Genomic DNA, 18,847 nt, shown 5'->3' with positions numbered 1-18,847 from the left:
GGCAGAGCCTTTCCGGCGTCCGGCGGCCTGGGTAGGTAAACCGGAACGCGGACCCGCCTGCGCGTCCGGGGTAGTATGGCCGGGCAGGAGCTCGATCCGTAGCACATCAAGCGCAATTTTCAACACAGGTTTAACATTGCACGGCGGCCCCGATTTGCCGGCATGCTCCCGCGGCAGATAGAAGGAAAGGCCCTGTTGACGGGCAACAGAGCCTTTCCAGCCTTGCGGCGACATGGGTCGACCACCGCAAAGGCAAGGACCCTCCCGCAGCTGCGGAGCGGTTTCACTTTGCGAGAGAGGGCCTGCTTAACAGCGAGAAGTTAAAAAATTGAACTTCGCCATCTCAGCCGGCAGCGCTGTCGGCGTCGAACCCCGCTCCCAGGCATGAAGCGGGCGGTTCCGACGGCTGCATGCGCTTCGCGAGATAAACCAGCCCGGCGCGATCATATAAGCCGATGTCGCCGTCGCTGACATTGAGCCGGTAGGTCGCACCGAAGCCTTCTCCCACGACGGTGAATTCGCCGCTGGACGATGCCGCCAGCGGGCGATCGGATCGCGACCCGTCGCCGGCCAATATCCGCGCGACCGGATCGGTGCCGCCGACGATCTCGATGATCTGCCAGGTCTGCCTCAGGGTAGAGGGTTTGGCGCACCAGCGGCCGAGCGAACTGGCCTGCTCGAAGTTGGCTGTGGCACGATCGGCCTCGGCGGCCTCGCCGCAGCCGGAAAGCAGGAGCGAAGCCGTTGCCAAGGCAGCGTTTACGCGCATCCAACGCCCCCCGCCGAATGACAGGTCCCGAGCTGTTCTTCGCGGCTCCATAGTGGGGGCCGATGCAAACGCAAATTGGCGTTCCTGTTCTTGCCGCCTGAAGCCGGGTCGCGGCGCTGCCTTTGCAGCCCCGGCGCCCCGGATTGCGGTCGCCCCTCGCTGCTCCATGTTCTTCGCCCCCTGCTCCGCGCACCCTGCCCCCTGCACCCTGCCCCTGCTCGATTCGCCTGCTGCCCGCTCCCCGCCCCATGGTTCCCCGTGTCGAAGCGCCCCCACAACGGATCGACGCCGCAATAGCCCGACTGGTCGATGAATTGCGGCGCGGCATTGGCCGCCCGGCGCGCGGCATCCTATCAGCGGAGTCGCTGGCGGTGCTCGGGAGGGAGCGGCAGCAAATCGCGCCCTCCTGTGGACCCCCGCATCGCCAGCATCCCCGTCTCCGAAAGCGACCCCCTGCCGGGGGCGTACGCGCGCCAAGGCGAGCCCCGCAGCGCATATATCAGTCGGCCGTCGGCGCGGCCTGCGCGATCAGGCGCATCTCCTCGACGGCCTGGCGCGATTCGGCGATGATCTTATCGACCCCCTCGACGGTGATCGCGAGCCCACCCTGTTCGTTCGTCTCGATGTAACCTTTCGCCAGCAGGTACCAGCGATAGAATTCGAACTGCTCGTCGCTGCAGCCGAGCATCTCCTGGACATAGAAGCCGGCAACGCCGGCACTCTGCGCATTCTTGCGGCGGCTGTCGTAAAGGAAGCGCAGGATTTTCGCATGCGCCGCCGCGTCGCTCACCGCCGACTGGTCGGGTGATGCAGCGCGGCTGTCGCGAAAGCGCTGCGAATGGCGGTAGCGGCCATGCTCGGCGTAAAGCGCGTCATATTCGGCGCGCCGGTCGACGTCGCGCAACTGCCGATAGGCTTCGATCACCTCGTTGAACTTTTCGCTGTCCGCGGTTTCCTTGCGATCGGGATGATATAATTTGGCAAGAAAGCGGTAAGCGGCCTCGAGTGTCTTGTCGTCACAGCCCGGGTCGACATGCAGAATGTCGTACAGATCGACGAAGGATTGTCCCTCAGTCATCGGCGCAATTGCCCATCATGCCCATATCCCCCTGCGCGCCAGCGGTGTCGGATCCCGCACTGCCCTGCAACCCCGCTCGTTTCACGGCTTCGCCCTGCTCCTGTCACGGGCAGCGCCCGCTTGTCAAAAATTTTGCGTCCGCTGGCGCCGCGCCTGTTGACGATGGCCCCTCTTGCCATCCGGTCCGCGCGCGCCGCGGTCATGCGACACCTGCACGCCCATTGGCGCGCATCGCAACCGGCAAATGGTTCGAGCGCCGGCGTCCCGTCGCCCTGGCGACAATCGAGTCCGGATCGGAGCATTTCCGTCCAAGCGCGACGCTCGCGGCACCGCAGCGCCCGCCTGGTGAAAAATCTCTGTCTTGCGGTGAATTTTCAACGCTCTCGCTGCCCGCCGAGGGTCGCGACGCGCCGCGCGCGTCGCCCGCGAGATGCGACAACAAGCCGCTGGCGTACCATGCCTGTCCGAAGCGGATTCACCTGGGCGCGACACGGGATCGCGACGAGGGTAGAAGGATCGTCTCAATCTGGCGCCTCGCGCCCTCGCTGTGCAGATAAAGTATCTGTGCAGTTATTACTGTTTATATCGAATAATATATACAGTATTTGTCATTTTGACACACATATATTGTTAACGGATAGACGTTATCATCGCATCTGTCGAAATCGTATCTCGATTCTATTGAATAATCGATGCGATATCCGGAGTGTTTGATATGCGACCCACCAACAATTTCGCGCTGGCAACCGCCGCCCTTGTCGCCACACTTACCACGACCCCGGCCCGCGCCGATATCAGCGGTAGCGTCGATGCCACGATCACGCTCGAGGCAGGCTGTATCATCAACGGCCAGAATCTGGGCGACGGCGCGGGCAATGCCGATTTCGGCACGATCGATTTTGGCACCCACAACAGCCTCTTCACCACTGCCGACGGGGAGATATTGAGCGGCGGCGGGGCGATGCAGATCCAGTGCAGCCCGGGCATTGCGCCGACGCTGCGCTTCCAGGGCGGCGAGAATGACGGCGAGGGCAGCGGCGCCGGCGCCCGCGCGATGGCACACAGCGCCGCGCCGGGCCAGTTCGTCACCTATAATCTCTATTCGGATGCGGGCCGCACCACGGTCATTCCGATCGGCGGCAGCGTCGCGCTCGCGCCGACCGGCGCGGTCCAGAGCGTGAATATCTATGGCCGCGCCTTTGGCGAGGCCGGGCTCACGCCAGGCAGCTACGGCGACACGATCACCGTCCTGCTCGAGCTTTAGACGCAAATTCCCTCCCGGCGCATGATCATGGTCCTACCCATGCAAACCCACAGTGCAAAAATGCGCCGGTTCCTGGCCGCCCTCCTCGTTTTGGTCGCGAGCGGGGGCGGCCTTTCCTTGCCGGCGCGCGCCGAGACCAGTGCGCAGTTCGACGTCAGCGCCAGCATCGAGCCCGGCTGCCGGGTCGATGGGCTCGGCGGCGCGGGCGATGCCGGATTGATCGGAACGCTCGACTTCGGCACCGATTCCAGCCTCTCGACCGCCACCCACAGCGCCACGACCACTGCGGCGCAGGCGATCCGGCTGCGCTGCACCCCGGGGCTTGGTCTTTCGATGACGGTCGATGGCGGCAGCCACGCGGCAAGCGGCCAGCGCCATCTCCAGCGCGGCGGCGACGCCTCCGCGCGCATCGCCTACCAGCTGTGCCGCGATGCCGCGTGCAGCCAGCCGATCGCGATCGGCGGGGTGACCGGGGTGGCGGTCGACGCAGCCAATGCAGAGGATGTAAGGCTACCGCTCCATGCCTTGCTCACCCTGCCGGGCGGGCTCGCGCCGGGGGTCTACGACGACCGGCTCACCGTGACGCTGACATGGTAGGCCGTACCGTCTCGCGGCACCCCCTGCTGCGGGCGTCGATGGCGCTGCTCGCCCTCGCGCTCCTGCTCCTCGGCCCCCTCGCCGCTCCGGCGGCGGCGCGGCGGCCGGGCGCGGTCCTGATCTGGCCGGTCCATCCCGTCATCGAGGCCGATCGCAGGGCCGGCGCGCTGTGGCTCGAAAATCCCGGCAAGACAACGGTCACGCTGCAGGTCCGGGTCTTTGCCTGGGCGCAGCGCGAGGGCAAGAACCTCTACGCCGAACAGGGCGATGTCGTCGCCACGCCGCCGGTTGTGACCATTGCGCCCGGCGCAAAGCAGCTCGTCCGCGTGACCCGGCTCGGCGCGCCGCCGCCGCGCTTCGAAGCCGCCTACCGGATCATAGTCGACGAGATCCCCGCCCCCGCCGCGGCGGCCGCACCGCCGGGCGCCGCGATCGCCTTTCGCATGCGCTATTCGCTGCCGCTCTTCGTCCGCGGCGCAGGCAGCGCTGCCGCGGCGGGCGGCGACCGCGCCGCGCCGCGTCTCGCCTGGCGCCGCGGCGTCGAGGGCGACGAGGCCTTTGCCGAGATCCACAATGCGGGCGAGCGCCATGCCCGCCTCACCGATGTCGCCATTGAAAGCGGCGCCCGCCGCCTCCCGCTCGCCGAGGGACTGCTGGGCTATGTGCTCGCCGGCGAGACGATGCGCTGGCCGCTGCCGCGCGGCGCCGATCCCGCAGGCAATCTCGCCGCTTCAGTCAACGCGCTCCCGGCCGCCCCGGTCCCACTGTCCCCGGTTCGCCCGCGAAGCAAGGAGCCGCTGCCAAATGCCCCGGTGCCGGCGCGGCCGAGCGCGGATGATCGGCAGCCCGATGGCCGGGCACCCGATGGCCTGTCACCCGGAAACCGCGCCGGGGAATGAACCGGTGCGACAGGCAAGCGCCTCGCCCCTGCCGCTCCGCGCCGCCACGGCGGCGGCCGCACTTGCCGCCGCGCTGCTGTCGCCGCCCGCGGACGCCGCCGCGGCGGCAGCATCGCCAGGTTTCGGCGAGCTTCCCCCGCCCCCGTCCCTTCCGGTCGCCCCCCGCGGCGGCCCTGGCGACCGCGACACCGGTTCCGAAACCGCTGCCGGGGCCGAAAGCGATGCAAATATCGCGGCCGAGGCGCAGCACCTTTTTCTCGAACTGATCGTCAATGCGCGCCGCACTGGTGTCATCGCCGGGGTCCGCCTCGCCGCCGGGCGCACCGAACTCGATCGCGCCGACCTGCAGAAGGCCGGCCTTCTTCTCGATGGCCGCACCGAGACAATCGCGATCGAGGATCTCGCCGACGTCAGCGCTGCCTATGACGCGCCGCGCCAGCAGCTGAGGATCGAGGCGGCACCGCGCTATTTCCCCGGCCAGCGCCTCGGCAGGAAAGAGCGGCGCCGCTTCGAGCCGGCCCGCTATGACATGGGCGCGCTGCTCAACTACGACAGCTATGTCAGCGGCGGTGCAGGGCAGAAGACGACGGCTACGCTGTTCCACGAGGTCCGGCTGTTCAGCGGCGCGGGCGCCTTCTCGACGACCGCCATGCTGCGCAGCGGCGGCGGCACGCGCTACACCCGTTATGACAGCAGCTGGCGCCGCAGCGACGAGACGACCGCCGTGACGATCGAAGCGGGCGATCTCATCACCCGGTCGCTGCCCTGGGCGTCGGCGGTGCGGCTCGGAGGGCTGCAGGTCAGCCGCGATTTTGCGGTCCGTCCCGACATCATCACCTATCCGCTTCCCGAATTTGCGGGGAATGCCGCGCTGCCCTCTACCGTCGATCTCGTCGTCGGCGGCCAGCGCATCGGCGGCGGCACGGTTGCTCCCGGTCCCTTCCTGATCGACAGTCTCGTCCCGATCAGTGGCGCAGGCGAAGCAAAGCTTCTCGTCACCGATCTGCATGGCCGCACCATCGAGACGTCGGCGCCCTTTTATGTGTCGAGCGCGCTGCTCCGTCCCGGGCTCACCGATTTCGCCGTTGCCGCGGGCGCCTTTCGCGAATCTTATGGCCGCCGCAGCTTTGCCTATGGCGGCGTCGCGGCAACCGCCTCGCTCCGCCACGGGGTGAGCAGCGCGGTCACGCTCGAAGTCCGCGCCGAGATCGCGGACGACATGCAGCTGGCCGGCGGCGGCGCCATCGCCAGGCTCGGCAATGGCGGCGTGGTCAGCGGCTCGTACAGCCGCTCCTTTCGCCGTAGCGGCGATGGCTCAAAAACCGGCGACGGCGCGCAGTGGACGCTCGGCTACGAATATCAGGCGCGGCTCTTCTCGCTCGCGCTGCGCCGGAGCCGGCAGAGCGCCGCTTACCGCGACCTCGGCCTCATCGACTTGCCCGCCCGCGGCGGCGCGCGGACGGTGAGCGCGGCAACCCTCAGCGTCTCGATGGGCACGGCCGGTACGCTGGGCTTTGGTTATTTTGCGGTCGAGGAGGAGGGACAAGCCGCGGTCCGGCTGGCGAACGCTTCCTTTGCGCTGCCGCTCGTCGGCGGCAGCCGGCTGCACGCCAGCGCGTCGCGCGACTTCGAGGAGAAGCGCTGGTCGGGCGCGCTCTCCTTCTCGCTGCCGCTCGGCGCGCGCCGCGGCATGCTGGCCGCCGGCTGGATCGACGACGGCCGCGGTGGCCAGAGCTGGCGGGGCGATTACAGCCGCGCCGTGCCCAGCGCCGGCGGCCTTGGCTGGAGCGCCAGCGCGATCGGCGACGGCGACGCGCTCGCGCTGCGCGGCGATATCGCGTGGCGGGGCGATCCGGTGCTCCTGCGCGCCGGCGCCTATGGCGCCGACAGCGCGGTCTATTGGGCGGGCGCAAGCGGGTCGCTCATCTTCATGGACAACAGCCTTTTTGCTGCCAACCGGGTCGCCGATGCGTTTGTCATCGTGTCGACCGACGGCACCCCCGAAATACCGGTGCGCTATGAAAACCAGCTTGCCGGGCGCACCAACCGGGTCGGCAAGCTGCTCATTCCCTGGGCGGCGGCCTATTATCCGGCGCTTTATGCAATCGACCCGCTCGACCTCCCCGCCGACGTTGCGGTGCCGAAGGTCAGCGAGCGCGTGGCCGTCGCGCGCGGCGGCGGGCATGTGGTGCGATTTCCCGTCACCCGCCTGCACCCGGCCAAGGCCGTTCTTCGCGATGCCTCGGGCGAGTTTGTCGCAGCCGGAAGCGCCGTCACCGCAGGCAGCGGCAACGCGGTCGTGGCGTGGGACGGCCTCGTCTACCTCGACGATCTTCCTCCCGGCGCCGCGCCGGAATGGGAGCTTGCCGACGGCAGGCGCTGCGCCCCCGTCGGCGACGCGCACCCGCCGGGCGTCGCCGCAGCGGGCGCCGTCCGCGATCTTGGAGAATATCGATGCCGGTGACCCCTGCCTGCCGCGCGGCCACGCGGAAAACTGCCGGGCACGGCCGCCGCGCCGCTCGGATAGCCGTCCGGCCAAACCGCTACCCTCCAGCCGCGATCCGCCTCGCTGCGGCGACGCGTCGCTGGCTGCCCGGCATCGCCGCGCTAGGGCTCTCGCTCACCGCTGCCCCGGCCGCGGCTTGCACGCTCGCTGGCGCGTCGACCAATCTTGGCAGTCACAGCAGCTATGCCGTCGCCGCGGCGCCGCTCACCGGCAGCGGTTCGGCGGGCCTTGCCTGCAACGTGACGCTGGCGCTGCTCTCGGCGCATTATGTCGCGATGCAGGTCGACAGTTCGAGTTTCCAGCTGACCGGCCCCGGCGGCAGCAGCCTGCCGTTCGAGGCGTCGCTGTCGCCGGGCGGCCCGGCGCTGGTTGCCGGCAATTTCGTCAATCTCTCCTCGATCAGCGTCCTCAGCCTGTTTTCGGGCACCAGCAACAGCATCCCGGTCTACATCCGCACCGCACCGACCGCTGCGCTGCGGGCAGGAAGTTATACGGGGAGCCTTGCCATTCGCTGGTATTATTCGGTTTGTTCGCTTGGCGTCGCCTTGTGCCTCGCGCATTCGAGCAGCCCTGGATTCGTCAGGCCGCTCGTCGGGCCGGTCACCAACTGGGGCTCGGGCGCGCCGGTCCAGGTCAATATTCTCCTCGAGGTCGAGAATGACTGCCTGATCCAGGCACCGGCGATCAACTTCGGAGCAGCGCCGCTTGCCGGCAGCTTCGATCCGGTGACCCAGACGATCCAGATCCGCTGCTCGGCGGGGGCTGCCTATACTGTGGGCCTCGACAATGGATCGCACCCGAGCGGCGCGACGCGGCGCATGCAGGGCGGCGGCCATTATCTTGCCTATGAAATATTCAAATCAGCCACCTCGCCCGATCGCTGGGGCGCTGTGGGCGCGGCGCGGCGTTCGAGCCTTGCAGCCGATCTCAACCCCGGCATCCACGATTCCGTGACGCTCCAGGGCTTTACCTACCGCGCCCTGATCGACCCCGGCCAGGCGACCCCGCCGGCGGGAGCCTATAGCGACACGCTGCGTGTCGATATCGAGTTCTAAAATATCCAGACGAATGAATGCCGTAGCGGAAATCCGATCCATTTCGGATCAATTACCTTCCGTTCCGGCCTAAATCGGGCAATAATCGCGTCGTCATCTTCCTGTCGAAGGGGACAAATATGGGGCGGGCAAACGACGCATATCCTCCCTCCCGCAGGTCCGGGACCGAGGTCGACGAGCAGCAGATCGGGGCGCTCATCATCGCGCTGGAACAACTGCTGCGCGAGCGCCCGAAGTCCGGAGGGATCGAGGCGGAAGCCGCGGCGGGGCGCGCAGCCGCCGGACCCGGCGGCGATGCCGCCGAACTGATGGCCCGCGCGGCGCCCTTCCTTTCCTCTCCCCCGCACCTCGCGCCGCCAATTCCCCCGCACGAGCCTTCACCGGCGCCGACAGGATTTCCGCAAGGGCGCGCCGCGCAAGCGCGCGAGATGATCCGGCTGCGCCGCATGCGCACCGAACATCTGCCGGCATCGCTGTTCGGCGAACCGGCCTGGGACATGCTGCTCGACCTCTATGCCGCGGCCTATGAAGGCAAGAAGGTCTGCGTCTCGAGCCTGTGCCTTGCGGCTGCGGTGCCGTCCACCACCGCCCTGCGCGCGATCGAGAGCCTCACCGGCGAAGGCTATATCAGCCGCTGCCGCGACCCCGCCGACGGGCGCCGGATCTTCCTCATGCTGACCGACGCAGCGCGCAGCGGTCTCGACGCCTATTTCGATGCGGTCAGCGGCAGCCGCCACTGACGAGATTCTTCCCGTCCGGCACCATTGGTCGCCGCGCGAAGCGGACCTGCGCCACCACGGTCTGACGATGCTGTCAGTCTGGCAATGATCTGGTCGCATTTCACTCCCTCCCGGGCGGGACATCGGCTAACAATCGGCGAGCCGGCGGGGTGGTGCCGGGGCCAGAAAGACTTGCGATCGCCAATATGCTCACATGCCGCTCAAGCCGCCCGGACTGCCCAAACCCCGCCTGGTTTCTCCCGATTTCCTCCAACGTCGCGGCTCTGTGCCGCGGGCGCGGCGCCTGCTGCTGCGGCAGCGGCGATCCGCCCCGGTGCCGACCGTCGGCCGCGTATCGGCTTCCTGCGATGACCGAGTGACCCGGCTGAACCGATGCTGCCACCCCGAAAACCGACGAGCGACTTCCTCTTCCTGACCGAACGGCAAAAGGCCGTGCTCGACCAGCTGCTCCACGCGCGCACAAGCAAGGAGATTGCCTCCACACTCGGCATTTCGGAAACATCGGTCAACCGCCGCATCGAGGTCGTGCGCGCCCGGCTCGGCGGGGTGACCCGGCACGAGGTCATTCGACGCTACCGCCTCTGGGTGGACCGGGCCGACGCCGCCGGACCGCGCGGCCGGAATGAAACGACCGCCGCGGCGCCATGTGTAGAAAGCGGACGGCAAATTCTACAACTGGCCGAAACGCCCCCAACCGCGCCAATTCCGCAGCGGGACAGCGAGGCCTGCTATGCTGCGTTCGAGGACCCGGTCGTCATGTCGATCGAGGCGCCCTGGAAGCCGCGAGACGAACCGCGCATCGTCCCCGGGGTGCTCGACGGCAACAATGCCACCCTCACCCGCGGTGCGGTCATCGCGATCCTTCTGGCCGCGATCATCGCCTCCCTGGTGCTCATACTTGCAGCGGCCAGGGCGCTCGCGGATGCGATCGGCTAGCCGGCCCCGGCACTAGGCAAGCAACGGCGCGCGCGCGGGCTGCGCGACGGGGGGGAATTGGACATGACAGCCACCAACACAGCGGTACCCGCCTATATGGCGCGCATCCGCCACCAGATCCGTTCGGCCGAGGCCAAGGCGGACGAAAGCCTGCTCGCCAAACTCGAGGTATTGAGCTCGATCCTGCGCGCTCGCCAGGTCGAGGATATCCCGGCCCCGCATATCGGCCAGGATGCCATCGTGCGCCTCGGTCGGGCGATCCAGTCGGACATCAGCTCGGCAAATGATGTGTTCCGCTCGCACAATGCGCTCAATGAGGCGCGGGTCCAGATTACCGGCGGCCCCGGCCATGAAGTGACGCTGACCTTTGCCGAGGACAGCGAGCCGGTGCAGGCCGCAGCCTGATCCTTGACGCCGCGACGGGCGGAGCGCACAGCTTCGCCGTGGACATTCTCATGTACGTTAATTTCACGTTGGTCGGTCTCCTCGGCGCCGCTGCGCTGCGCTGGGGCGCCGGCCCGGAGAAAGTCTGCGCCGCGGCGCTTGTTCTCGTGACCCTTGTCGATCCGATCTATCATATCCTCGTTCGCTACCCGGTCTTCGAGACCGTCGACACCGGTCATCTTGTCATGGACGCCAGCGTGGCGGCGGCATTTATCGCCGTCGCGCTCGGTGCAAACAGGGTGTATCCCCTATGGCTCGCGGCCTTCCAACTGGTCTCCCTCCTCTCGCATTTCGCGCGCGATCTGACCGAGGTGCTGCCGATGCTCGCCTACGGGCTGATGAGCTACGGCCCCTATTACATCATCCTGCTGATCCTTGCCGGGGGGATCGCCACCCATGCCCGACGGGCGAAGACCCTCGGGCCGTACAGATCGTGGCGGAACTCCTCGCCCCGCTCGCAGGCGCCCGCGCCGCGGTCGCGGCCGACCGGCTGATCGGCCATTTCGGCGGCCTCGGGCGTGCGCTCGCGGCGCCCGGCGAACAGCTCGCCGCCGCGCTCGGCAAGGATGCCGATCTCGTCCCCGCGCTGGTGGCGGCGCGGCGCCTCGTCGAGGCCGGACTGCGTGAAGATATAAGGCGGACCGCGGTCTCGCCCCGCGATCCGCAATATCGCGACTTTCTGCGCCTCGTCATCGGATCATCGCCCAATGAATCCGTCCACGTCACCTTCGTTACCGGCGAATGGGGCTATCTCGCCGACGAGCGGATCGCCACCGGCTCGCCCGGCGCTGCCCATGTCAGTTTGCGCCTGCTGCTGAGCCGCGCCTTCGACGTCGGCGCCCACGGCATTCTGCTCGCCCATAACCACCCCTCGGGCTCGGCCGAACCGAGTTCCGCCGACATACGATATACACGGCGGATCGCACGGCTGACGCGCGCGGTCGACATCGTCCTTCTGGACCACCTCATCGTCGGCGCCGGCGCGATCGTCAGCATGCGCGAACGAGGCCTGCTGTGAGCGGCACGCCCGATCATATCGCGGCCGCTGCCACCCACTTTGCAGGCAAGGCCGAGGTCGCCGGGGCCGGATATCTGCGATGCAAGGCGGCGGCCTGCGCTCGCGGGCACGGCAACGACGACGGCGCACTGCTGGCGGCAGCGGCGGAGGCCGAATATGCCCGCCGCCGCCGCCGTGACGCGCGGTTCGGCGGCGCACTCTTTGCCGACCCCGCCTGGGACATGCTCCTCGACCTGTTCGTCCATCACCACCGCGGCAAGCAGGTCAGCAGTCACAGTCTCTGTATTGCCGCGGCCGTACCGCAAACGACCGCGCTGCGTTGGATCGGCAAACTCCGTTCGGCAGGACTGGTAACCCGCGTGCGTTCGCGCGAGGACCAGCGCGTGGTCCATGTCCTGCTCACCGAACAGGGCCTCGAGCGCATGACCGCCCATCTCCGCAGCGAAACTGAAAGGGAGGCCCCGAGCTTTTCACGAACGACCGAAACGGAATAGTCGCCGCCGCGAGGCGGCCGGGCGAGCATCTGCCGATATATTCGCGCGCGAAGTGAAGCGCAGACCCTATTCGCCCACGACCCGCAGAAAGCGCGGCGCTCCGACGATGGCCGCGGCGGGCGCGCCGAACAGGAAGCCTTGCGCTTGCGGGCAGCCTTCCTCAAGCACCATCCGGCGCTGCTCTTCGGTCTCGACCCCCTCGGCGACCACGGGCAGGTCGAGACTGCGCCCGAGTCCGACGATCGCGCGGATGATCGAGCGCGCCGATTCATCGTCGGTCACATGGCTCACAAAGCTGCGGTCGATCTTGATCTTGTCGAAGGGAAAGGCCTGGAGGTTCGAGAGCGATGAATATCCGGTCCCGAAATCGTCCATCACGATACGCACGCCAAGTGCCTTGAGCCGGTACATCGTGGCCAGCGCCTCGGCGCGGTCGCGCAGCATCACGCTTTCGGTGATTTCGATCTCGAGGCGCCCCGCCGCAAGCCCGCTGCGCCGCAGTGCTTCCTCGACCACTGCGGCGAGATTGGGGAGCTGGAACTGTACCGCCGAGACATTGACCGCGACGCTGACATGCTCGGGCCATTGCATCGCGGCGCGGCATGCCTGGTGCAGCACCCATTCGCCAATGGGAATGATCGCGCCGACATCCTCGGCGATCGGTACAAAGACTTCGGGCGGGACCGAGCCGCGCCGCGGATGCGCCCAGCGCAGCAGCGCCTCATATCCCACGATCGTCCCGCCCTCGGTCGCGACGAGCGGCTGGAACAACAGGCTGAGCTGGCCGCGGGTGATGGCATGCCGCAGGTCATGCTCGAGCTCGCGCCGCTCGCGAACCTGGCGGTCCATCTCGAGATCGAAGAAGCAGGCGGTGCCGCGGCCGCGCTCCTTGGCGCGGTAAAGCGCGACATCGGCATTGTGGCGCAGCCGCTCGCCGCAATCGGCATCGGTCGGGAACAGGGCAACGCCGATACTGACCCCGACCGCCATCGGATCGCGGGTGATGTCCATCTCGGCCGCAAAATCGGCAAACAGGCGGCGCACAAGCGCCTGTGCGTCGGCGTCGCTCGCGATGTTACGCTGGAGGATGAGAAATTCGTCGCCGCCGATCCGCGCGACAAGATCCTTCTCGTCAACGGCCGCGCGCAGCAGCGCAGCGACGCGGCACAGGATCGCATCGCCCGCGGCATGACCGAAGATATCGTTGACCGCCTTGAAGCGATCAAGATCGAGCGCGAGCAGCGCAAAACTCTCCCCGCTCCGGACCAGATTGTCGAGGACAGCGGTAAAGCGCATCCGGTTGGGAAGGCCGGTCAGCGCGTCATGGGCGGCAAGATGTTCGACCTGCAGTTCGGCGCGCTTGCGCGCCGTGAGGTCGCGCACGGCGAGAACCTGGCAGGCCTTGCCGCGATATTCGACCGCATGCGCCGCAATCTCGACAATCTGGCCGTCATCTCCGCTGCCGGTGAGCGTCGCTTCGGCGGGCTCGCCGCGCAGCGACGGAATTGCGAGCCCGTCGGCGGTCGTGAACCAGCGCCCGGGGTCCGACCCGACGAGCGTCGCCGCCTCGACCCCGAGCAGACGCGCGAGCTGGCCGTTCGCCTCGATAATCCGGCCGCCGCTCAAGATGGCGATCCCCTCGAGCGTCGCATCGGCGAAGCCCCGAAGGTCGGTCACCATCCGGTCGAGGAAGGCGCCGACGAGGACGCACACGATAAGACCGACCGTGGCAACCGTGATGGCAACGACCAGCCAGCCGTCGCTGGCATCGGCGGTCCCAATCCCGCGCGACGGATCGGGCGCCAATATGGTTGCCGACATGGCCGTGTAGTGGAGGATGACGACCCCCAGCAGTGCAAATAGAGCGGGTAAGGCGATGCGCACCGGGTCGCGAAGCCTCCCGAAAAGAATGAAGGCGGTCACGAAACAGGCCGCCAGGAGCAGGAAGGCCACGATCACCGCCGGCATATCGACGCGGATGACTGCCGGCGCCACGATCGCCTGCATCCCGGTAAAATGCATCGCCGATACGCCGAGCGCGGCGAGGACACCCGCGGCATGGCAGCGCAGGATCGAGAAATGACGGCCCGCAGCGAGGAAGGCGGCCCAGAAGGCAATGATCGCGATCGCCACCGAAAGCGCGGTCAGCGCCGGATCGAAGTGCATCGGCATCGATCCCTCATAGGCCAGCATCGAGATAAAATGCGTGGCCCAGACACCGACCCCGGCGGCCACGGCAGCGATGGCGAGCCATTGCCGCCGCCGCGCCTCGACGCAGTCGATCGACCGTTTGAGCAGCAGAAACAACGCCGCGCTCCCCAGCAGCCATACCAGCGCCGCCAGCAGCACAAGCCGCAGATCATGCTGGCCAACGATACATTCGATCACTCTGAACATGACGGCACCCCCTGACGGTGACGTCGGCCAGGAGCGGTAAACGGCGGATTAGCACAGCGCAGAGATGAGTCCGGAACGGAGGCAATTCGAGGATGGCGCGCGGGCGTGGCGAGAGCTACTCGCGCGAGCCAATGCCTTTGGCGCAAATGCACCGCGATTGGTCAGCGGGACGTCTACTCCAAACCGCTTCAGGCGGATGGCGTACGGCGAGCGACCAGCTCGCTGGTGCGCGCGGCCAGCGTCAGAGCGGCAATAGGTCCGATCTGAACCCATGGGCGGCTTGCATGCGGTCCGTCACCCGCGCGCCGCCGCGACACCATGGCGCCGCGCGGAAGGCAGCGACGATCCGAGCCGTTTGGAGGTGATAGCCTGCTTCCTTGTGCCTGCGCGCGCCGGCAGTGTCGGACAGGGAATGACCACACAGCGACAGCAGCGCCGCCGGGTCGCGGCGACGCTGCTGCTCGGCGTCATCGACGCCGAGCGCTGAAATTCAGTTGCGCGTCAGGGTATGGTACGACGACCCCGGCCAAACACGATGCCGACGACAAACAGGACGGCGGCTACGATCAACAGGATCTTGGCAAATTCAGCCGACAGGCCGGCGATACCGCCAAAACCGAGCAACGCGGCGACGAGCGCGACGACGGCAAAAATAATAGCATAGCGGAACATGATTTTCTCCCTTGAGCGCCGTCATCCCGACGCTTGTTAACCGCCCGCTCCTTGGCCCGCAGTCCCTGGCAATTCCGTGCCAGGACGTTCGATCAACGTGCGTTCGACCGCGAGAGTTCCCGTCATGCCCGGTCAGCGCCCTTTTTCCTTGCCGGACTGCACATGCTACCTTTTTGCCAAGCAGGGTCCATCCTGTCCCGGCGGCTCAGTCGCTGCCGCCCCCGCCGCGGTTCCAAGCGCGACGCAGCGGGCGCATCCGGTCGGCAATGGTTCGGGCCACGCGCCGCACCTCTTTCGACTGCTTCCGACCGAATATGCCGTGCCTGTCGGCAGTGCCCGACGATCGCGCCAAACGCCGCAACCGTTGCCAGGCCGCGGCCTGCGGGCGTGATTCTTCGCTGCCGGACATTTGCACCTTGACGGTGTTCGGCGCTTCTGCGGCGGGAGCGATCGCCGCCTTCGATATGCCGGCTGCCACGGTCCTACGTCGCGCCCGCTGACCCGCCAGTCTCAAGGGATCGCCTTGCAAGCGCGTTGAAGATGGCCAAAAGGGGCAAGTACTAGAATGGCACAGAATGGCTGTGTGGAAGCGGAACACTTCTAAACTTTGAACTTGTTGATTACGAGCCAGTTTATGATTCGGCATCCAAATAGCCTGCGGCAAGAGCCATGATGGACACCGGGTGTGACGCCTTGGTGGAGCGATCATGCACTTTACGCCGGTGACCCTCGAGGCACCGGCCATTCCAGCGGCGCTTGTGCGCCCGTCCCTGCGCCGCTGAACCAGCGATGGAACAGGACAGCAACCGGCCACATTTGTCGAACAGGGCAATACAGAGCCTGTCCTTGCTGCTCGCCCTCCTGGTCGTCAGTTGGCCGGCCCTGTACAATGGCGCAGCATTCTTCTTCCCCGACACCCCCGCCTATCTGCGAGGAGCGGGCTCCGCGATATATGAATTGACCGGGTGGGAGACCGACTGGTCCGACCGGCACAATTTGCTTCGCGATACCGCGGCGGGCACCGAACAGACCGGTCACCAGCGGCTCGGGGACGATGCAGCCCGGGCGCAGCAACTGGCCCACCCGGTGCTCCTTGGTCGTTCGGTCTATTATGGTCTGCTGATCTTTCCTTTCGTGGTGCTGTTCGGGAGCATGGGCGGTGTGATGATCCAGGCAGGCTTGACTGTTCTTGTCCTCTGGATCACGCTGCGGGCTCTTGGTCTTGGCGATGGAAGGCGGCTCGCGATCCCGGTGCTGGCGACCGCGACCGGCCTCGCGGCACTCACCTCCCTACCCTTTTATGTTTCGCTCCTGATGCCGGATATATTCACCGGTTTCGCCGTTGCCATGGGACTCTCCGCGTTGATTGGGTGGCGGCGGCTCAATATTTTCGAGAAGTCGGCTCTGCTTTCAATCGCGTGCTTTGCAGCCATGTCGCACAGCTCGAATGTTCTGATCCTGGGCGGAATGCTCGGGCTTGGCCTGCTGATATTGCTCGGCGGCGGCGCAGTCCAACGCGCAGCTATCGTCATCCTCGCGATCGCTGCGACAAGCGGTATCGTCAGCGAGCGCATTTTTGTCGCATCGGTCGAGGCGCGGCTGGGAGAGCCGCCGATCCGGCCTCCATTTTTGACCGCGCGCCTCGTGAACGAAGGACCTGCGCTGAAATTGCTTCGTGAAAAATGTCCACAAATCGCTTTGGAAGCGTGCCGGTTTCAGGACCGGATGCCGCGGGACAGTGACACTTTCTTGTGGAGCCGCGAGCCCACCGACGGCGTGTTTTCGGTCGAATCGCATGCCGTGCAGCGCCGACTGGCCGATCAGGACAGTCGCCTGGCTCTGGAAACGCTGCGTGCCTATCCTTTCGAGGTCATATATCACAGCGCTCTCGCCAGTGGACGGCAGTTGCTGATGGCAAAAGCTGATATCTTCAATCTCCCCCCATCCGAGACCGGTGACCTTCCACCCCGTTATACGCGCGAGCGTGCGCTGAGCCGTTCCGCTGCCGGCGAGATGCCGATGAAGTTCGTCAACATCGGTATCGTGTTGACCAGCTTCCTGGCCGCTGCGGTCCTGCTCTTGCTTGCAGCGCGCGGCCGAAGCCGCGAGCATCGCGTTGCGGCGTTCTTGTTGTTTGGTACAATCTTCGCAAACGCGCTGATTGCAGGCGCGCTATCCAAACCGCATAACCGCTATAACACGCGCTTGCTGTGGGTTCTCCCCCTTGCTGCAGGCGCAATCCTGCTCGGATCGAGACGTGATGCTCGCGAGGTACCGAAATGACTGAGTTCAAGTCGCACGTGGCTGTCCTCTTGCCATGTTATAACGAGGAAATGTCGGTCGCCCGGACAATCAGGTCCTTTCGTGCCGCGTTACCCGATGCGGTCATCTATGTCGGTGACAACAACAGCACCGACCGGACGGTCGAGATTGCCCTTGCCGAGGGTGCGACTGTCCTGACCGAGCGAATGCAGGGCAAGGGCAGTGTGGTTCGCCGGATGTTCGCCGACATCGAGGCGGACTATTATGTCATGGCCGATGGCGACGCCACCTATGACGCAGCGGCCGCGCCGATACTGTTGGAAAAGGCGATCCGCGAGCACCTCGATATGGTCGTCGGCTGCCGGGAAGAGCAAGATATGGGTGCCTATCGCCATGGTCACCGGCTTGGGAACCAGTTGCTGACCTACACGCTCAGCGCGTTCTTCGGCCGCAGTTTCAGTGATATTCTATCGGGATACCGGGTGTTCTCGAGACGATTTGTGAAATCATTCCCCGCCTTTTCAGACGGCTTCGAGATCGAGACGGAAATCAGCGTTCATGCCCTCAGGATGCGAATGCCGACCGGCGAGGTCGCAACAAGCTATTTCGCGCGTCCGGAGGGATCGGTCTCCAAGCTGGCGACCTATCGCGACGGGGTCAGGATCCTGTCCACCATATTCGATTTGGTGCGGCAGGAGCGGCCGCTGTTCTTTTTCGCGAGTATCGCGCTGACACTGGCGATCGTCTCCATCGCCTTGGCGATTCCGTTAGCCGACACCTATCTGCGGACCGGTCAAGTGCCCCGGTTTCCGACCGCCATCCTGAGTTCGGCGCTGATGATCGTCGCCTTTCTGTTCGCACTCGCCGGACTGATTCTGGATACCGTGGTTCGCGGCCGACGAGAGACCTTGCGGATGGCATATCTGGGCGTCGCGATTGCCGTACCAAAAATTCGGGCGCCCGCCACTTTTGTGCAAACGAGCTCGTTCCCGAAAACCAAAACAAGAAAATGAGGGGAAGCGCCCTTCGCCACGCACGCCAAGGCGGCGGTGCCCCTTTCAGTCCGATCGGGACATTGCAGGGACAGCGTGCCTGAAATGGTCCGCAGCGGCCGCCAGGCGCAAGGGGGCCTCGTCCGCTCATTCGTAAAATTCGCCATGACAGGAGCGGCCGGATTTGCGGCGGACGCCACGACACTCTGGATCCTGCTGGCGACCACGGAGCTGGGCCCCTATTTTTCAAGGGCCATCAGCTTCCCAGCGGCGCTCTGCATTACCTGGTATCTTAACCGCATCTGGACCTTTGAACGAAGAGATCAGGCGCATCTGCCGCAATCGGTTCGCTATGTGCTCGTCCAGCTCGTCGGCGCCCTGGTGAACATGGCGGTCTACATGCTGTGCATCGCATTTGGCCCGCCCGTCCTCGAGCACCATCCGGTCGCGGCGCTGGCGATTGCATCAGCGGTTGCGATGACCGTGAACTTCCTGGGCTCGCGGCATTGGGCCTTCGCCGGCGAGCGATGATGGACTGCAAAACGCCTACCTCTACATGATGCAATTTCAGGCTTTCCATGACGCGCGCGGCCTGTCCGCCGAGCATCCCGGCGTAGTCGAGGGCAATGTGCCCGGGGCCCGATCGTTGCGACAAACGACTGCAGATCCCGATCGGTGATAGCAACCCCACCGAGACCAGACGAGGCCACGCCCCAAGCCAGCC

General features: G+C 66.2%; 19 protein-coding genes. 15 read left to right on the top strand and 4 right to left on the bottom strand.

The annotated features are described in order from the left end of the window. Positions 1–343: 343 nt before the first annotated feature. Together IR187_RS11130 and IR187_RS11125 are read right to left on the bottom strand one after the other, a co-directional pair. Positions 344–769 carry a hypothetical protein gene (locus tag IR187_RS11130; RefSeq protein ID WP_194954684.1) on the bottom strand — a complete coding sequence of 142 codons (426 nt, stop codon included), beginning with the start codon at positions 767–769 and terminating at the stop codon, positions 344–346. Positions 770–1,268: 499 nt separating this feature from the next. Then, the gene (locus IR187_RS11125; protein ID WP_194954683.1) at positions 1,269–1,847 is read right to left on the bottom strand and encodes a J domain-containing protein; all 579 of its coding nucleotides are present in this window, start codon (positions 1,845–1,847) and stop codon (positions 1,269–1,271) included. Between the two features lie 715 nt (positions 1,848–2,562). Here IR187_RS11125 and IR187_RS11120 point away from each other — a divergent pair. From IR187_RS11120 to IR187_RS11070, 11 genes are all read left to right on the top strand, one after another. Beyond that, positions 2,563–3,111: a Csu type fimbrial protein gene (locus IR187_RS11120; RefSeq protein ID WP_194954682.1), complete on the top strand. Its 549-nt coding sequence runs from the start codon at positions 2,563–2,565 to the stop codon at positions 3,109–3,111. A gap of 60 nt (positions 3,112–3,171) precedes the next feature. Further along, positions 3,172–3,708 (top strand): Csu type fimbrial protein, encoded by a 537-nt coding sequence (locus tag IR187_RS11115; protein ID WP_194954681.1) that lies wholly within the window; start codon positions 3,172–3,174, stop codon positions 3,706–3,708. A gap of 38 nt (positions 3,709–3,746) precedes the next feature. Next, positions 3,747–4,607, top strand: a complete 861-nt coding sequence (locus IR187_RS11110) for a fimbrial biogenesis chaperone (RefSeq protein ID WP_228765828.1) — start codon at positions 3,747–3,749, stop codon at positions 4,605–4,607. A 4-nt stretch (positions 4,608–4,611) separates the two neighbouring features. Next, positions 4,612–7,071, top strand: a complete 2,460-nt coding sequence (locus IR187_RS11105; protein ID WP_194954679.1) for a fimbria/pilus outer membrane usher protein — start codon at positions 4,612–4,614, stop codon at positions 7,069–7,071. Further along, on the top strand, positions 7,062–8,168 hold the full coding sequence (locus IR187_RS11100; protein ID WP_194954678.1) for a Csu type fimbrial protein: 1,107 nt from the start codon (positions 7,062–7,064) through the stop codon (positions 8,166–8,168). The genes IR187_RS11105 and IR187_RS11100 overlap by 10 nt, the downstream gene beginning before the upstream one ends. Positions 8,169–8,287: 119 nt before the next feature. Beyond that, positions 8,288–8,908: a MarR family winged helix-turn-helix transcriptional regulator gene (locus IR187_RS11095; RefSeq protein ID WP_194954677.1), complete on the top strand. Its 621-nt coding sequence runs from the start codon at positions 8,288–8,290 to the stop codon at positions 8,906–8,908. 372 nt (positions 8,909–9,280) lie between these two features. Continuing rightward, entirely contained in the window at positions 9,281–9,844 is a 564-nt protein-coding gene (locus IR187_RS11090) for a LuxR C-terminal-related transcriptional regulator (protein ID WP_228765826.1), read from the top strand. A gap of 63 nt (positions 9,845–9,907) precedes the next feature. Then, positions 9,908–10,249: a hypothetical protein gene (locus IR187_RS11085; protein ID WP_194954675.1), complete on the top strand. Its 342-nt coding sequence runs from the start codon at positions 9,908–9,910 to the stop codon at positions 10,247–10,249. Between the two features lie 38 nt (positions 10,250–10,287). Then, on the top strand, positions 10,288–10,782 hold the full coding sequence (locus IR187_RS17110; RefSeq protein ID WP_194954674.1) for a hypothetical protein: 495 nt from the start codon (positions 10,288–10,290) through the stop codon (positions 10,780–10,782). Then, the gene (locus IR187_RS11075) at positions 10,722–11,306 is read left to right on the top strand and encodes a JAB domain-containing protein (RefSeq protein ID WP_194954673.1); all 585 of its coding nucleotides are present in this window, start codon (positions 10,722–10,724) and stop codon (positions 11,304–11,306) included. Before IR187_RS17110 ends, IR187_RS11075 begins: the two co-directional genes overlap by 61 nt. Next, a complete protein-coding gene (locus tag IR187_RS11070; RefSeq protein ID WP_407699082.1) occupies positions 11,303–11,800 on the top strand; it encodes a transcriptional regulator, SarA/Rot family in 498 nt (165 codons plus the stop codon). The genes IR187_RS11075 and IR187_RS11070 overlap by 4 nt, the downstream gene beginning before the upstream one ends. Before the next feature lie 66 nt (positions 11,801–11,866). Here IR187_RS11070 and IR187_RS11065 read toward each other — a convergent pair whose 3' ends face one another. Continuing rightward, positions 11,867–14,197, bottom strand: coding sequence for a bifunctional diguanylate cyclase/phosphodiesterase (locus IR187_RS11065; protein WP_194954672.1), 2,331 nt, complete (start codon positions 14,195–14,197; stop codon positions 11,867–11,869). Between the two features lie 271 nt (positions 14,198–14,468). On the opposite strand from IR187_RS11065, the gene IR187_RS11060 reads away from it, so the two are divergent. Beyond that, positions 14,469–14,684 (top strand): hypothetical protein, encoded by a 216-nt coding sequence (locus IR187_RS11060; protein WP_194954671.1) that lies wholly within the window; start codon positions 14,469–14,471, stop codon positions 14,682–14,684. 14 nt (positions 14,685–14,698) lie between these two features. Here the strand turns inward: IR187_RS11060 and IR187_RS11055 are convergent, their stop codons facing one another. Beyond that, positions 14,699–14,869 (bottom strand): DUF1328 domain-containing protein, encoded by a 171-nt coding sequence (locus tag IR187_RS11055; RefSeq protein WP_194954670.1) that lies wholly within the window; start codon positions 14,867–14,869, stop codon positions 14,699–14,701. 789 nt (positions 14,870–15,658) lie between these two features. On the opposite strand from IR187_RS11055, the gene IR187_RS11050 reads away from it, so the two are divergent. The 3 genes from IR187_RS11050 to IR187_RS11040 all read left to right on the top strand — a co-directional run bounded on the left by IR187_RS11050 (position 15,659) and on the right by IR187_RS11040 (position 18,654). Continuing rightward, positions 15,659–17,152: a hypothetical protein gene (locus IR187_RS11050; protein ID WP_194954669.1), complete on the top strand. Its 1,494-nt coding sequence runs from the start codon at positions 15,659–15,661 to the stop codon at positions 17,150–17,152. Further along, positions 17,149–18,144 carry a glycosyltransferase family 2 protein gene (locus IR187_RS11045; protein ID WP_194954668.1) on the top strand — a complete coding sequence of 332 codons (996 nt, stop codon included), beginning with the start codon at positions 17,149–17,151 and terminating at the stop codon, positions 18,142–18,144. The genes IR187_RS11050 and IR187_RS11045 overlap by 4 nt, the downstream gene beginning before the upstream one ends. Positions 18,145–18,228: 84 nt before the next feature. After that, positions 18,229–18,654 (top strand): GtrA family protein, encoded by a 426-nt coding sequence (locus IR187_RS11040; RefSeq protein ID WP_194954667.1) that lies wholly within the window; start codon positions 18,229–18,231, stop codon positions 18,652–18,654. Positions 18,655–18,847: the final 193 nt, after the last annotated feature.

The organism is Sphingopyxis solisilvae (genome assembly GCF_015475875.1).
In the GTDB taxonomy this organism is placed as follows: domain Bacteria; phylum Pseudomonadota; class Alphaproteobacteria; order Sphingomonadales; family Sphingomonadaceae; genus Sphingopyxis; species Sphingopyxis solisilvae.
Note: the sequence above shows the minus strand (reverse complement) of the source record. Positions and strands in the feature narration are given on the sequence as shown.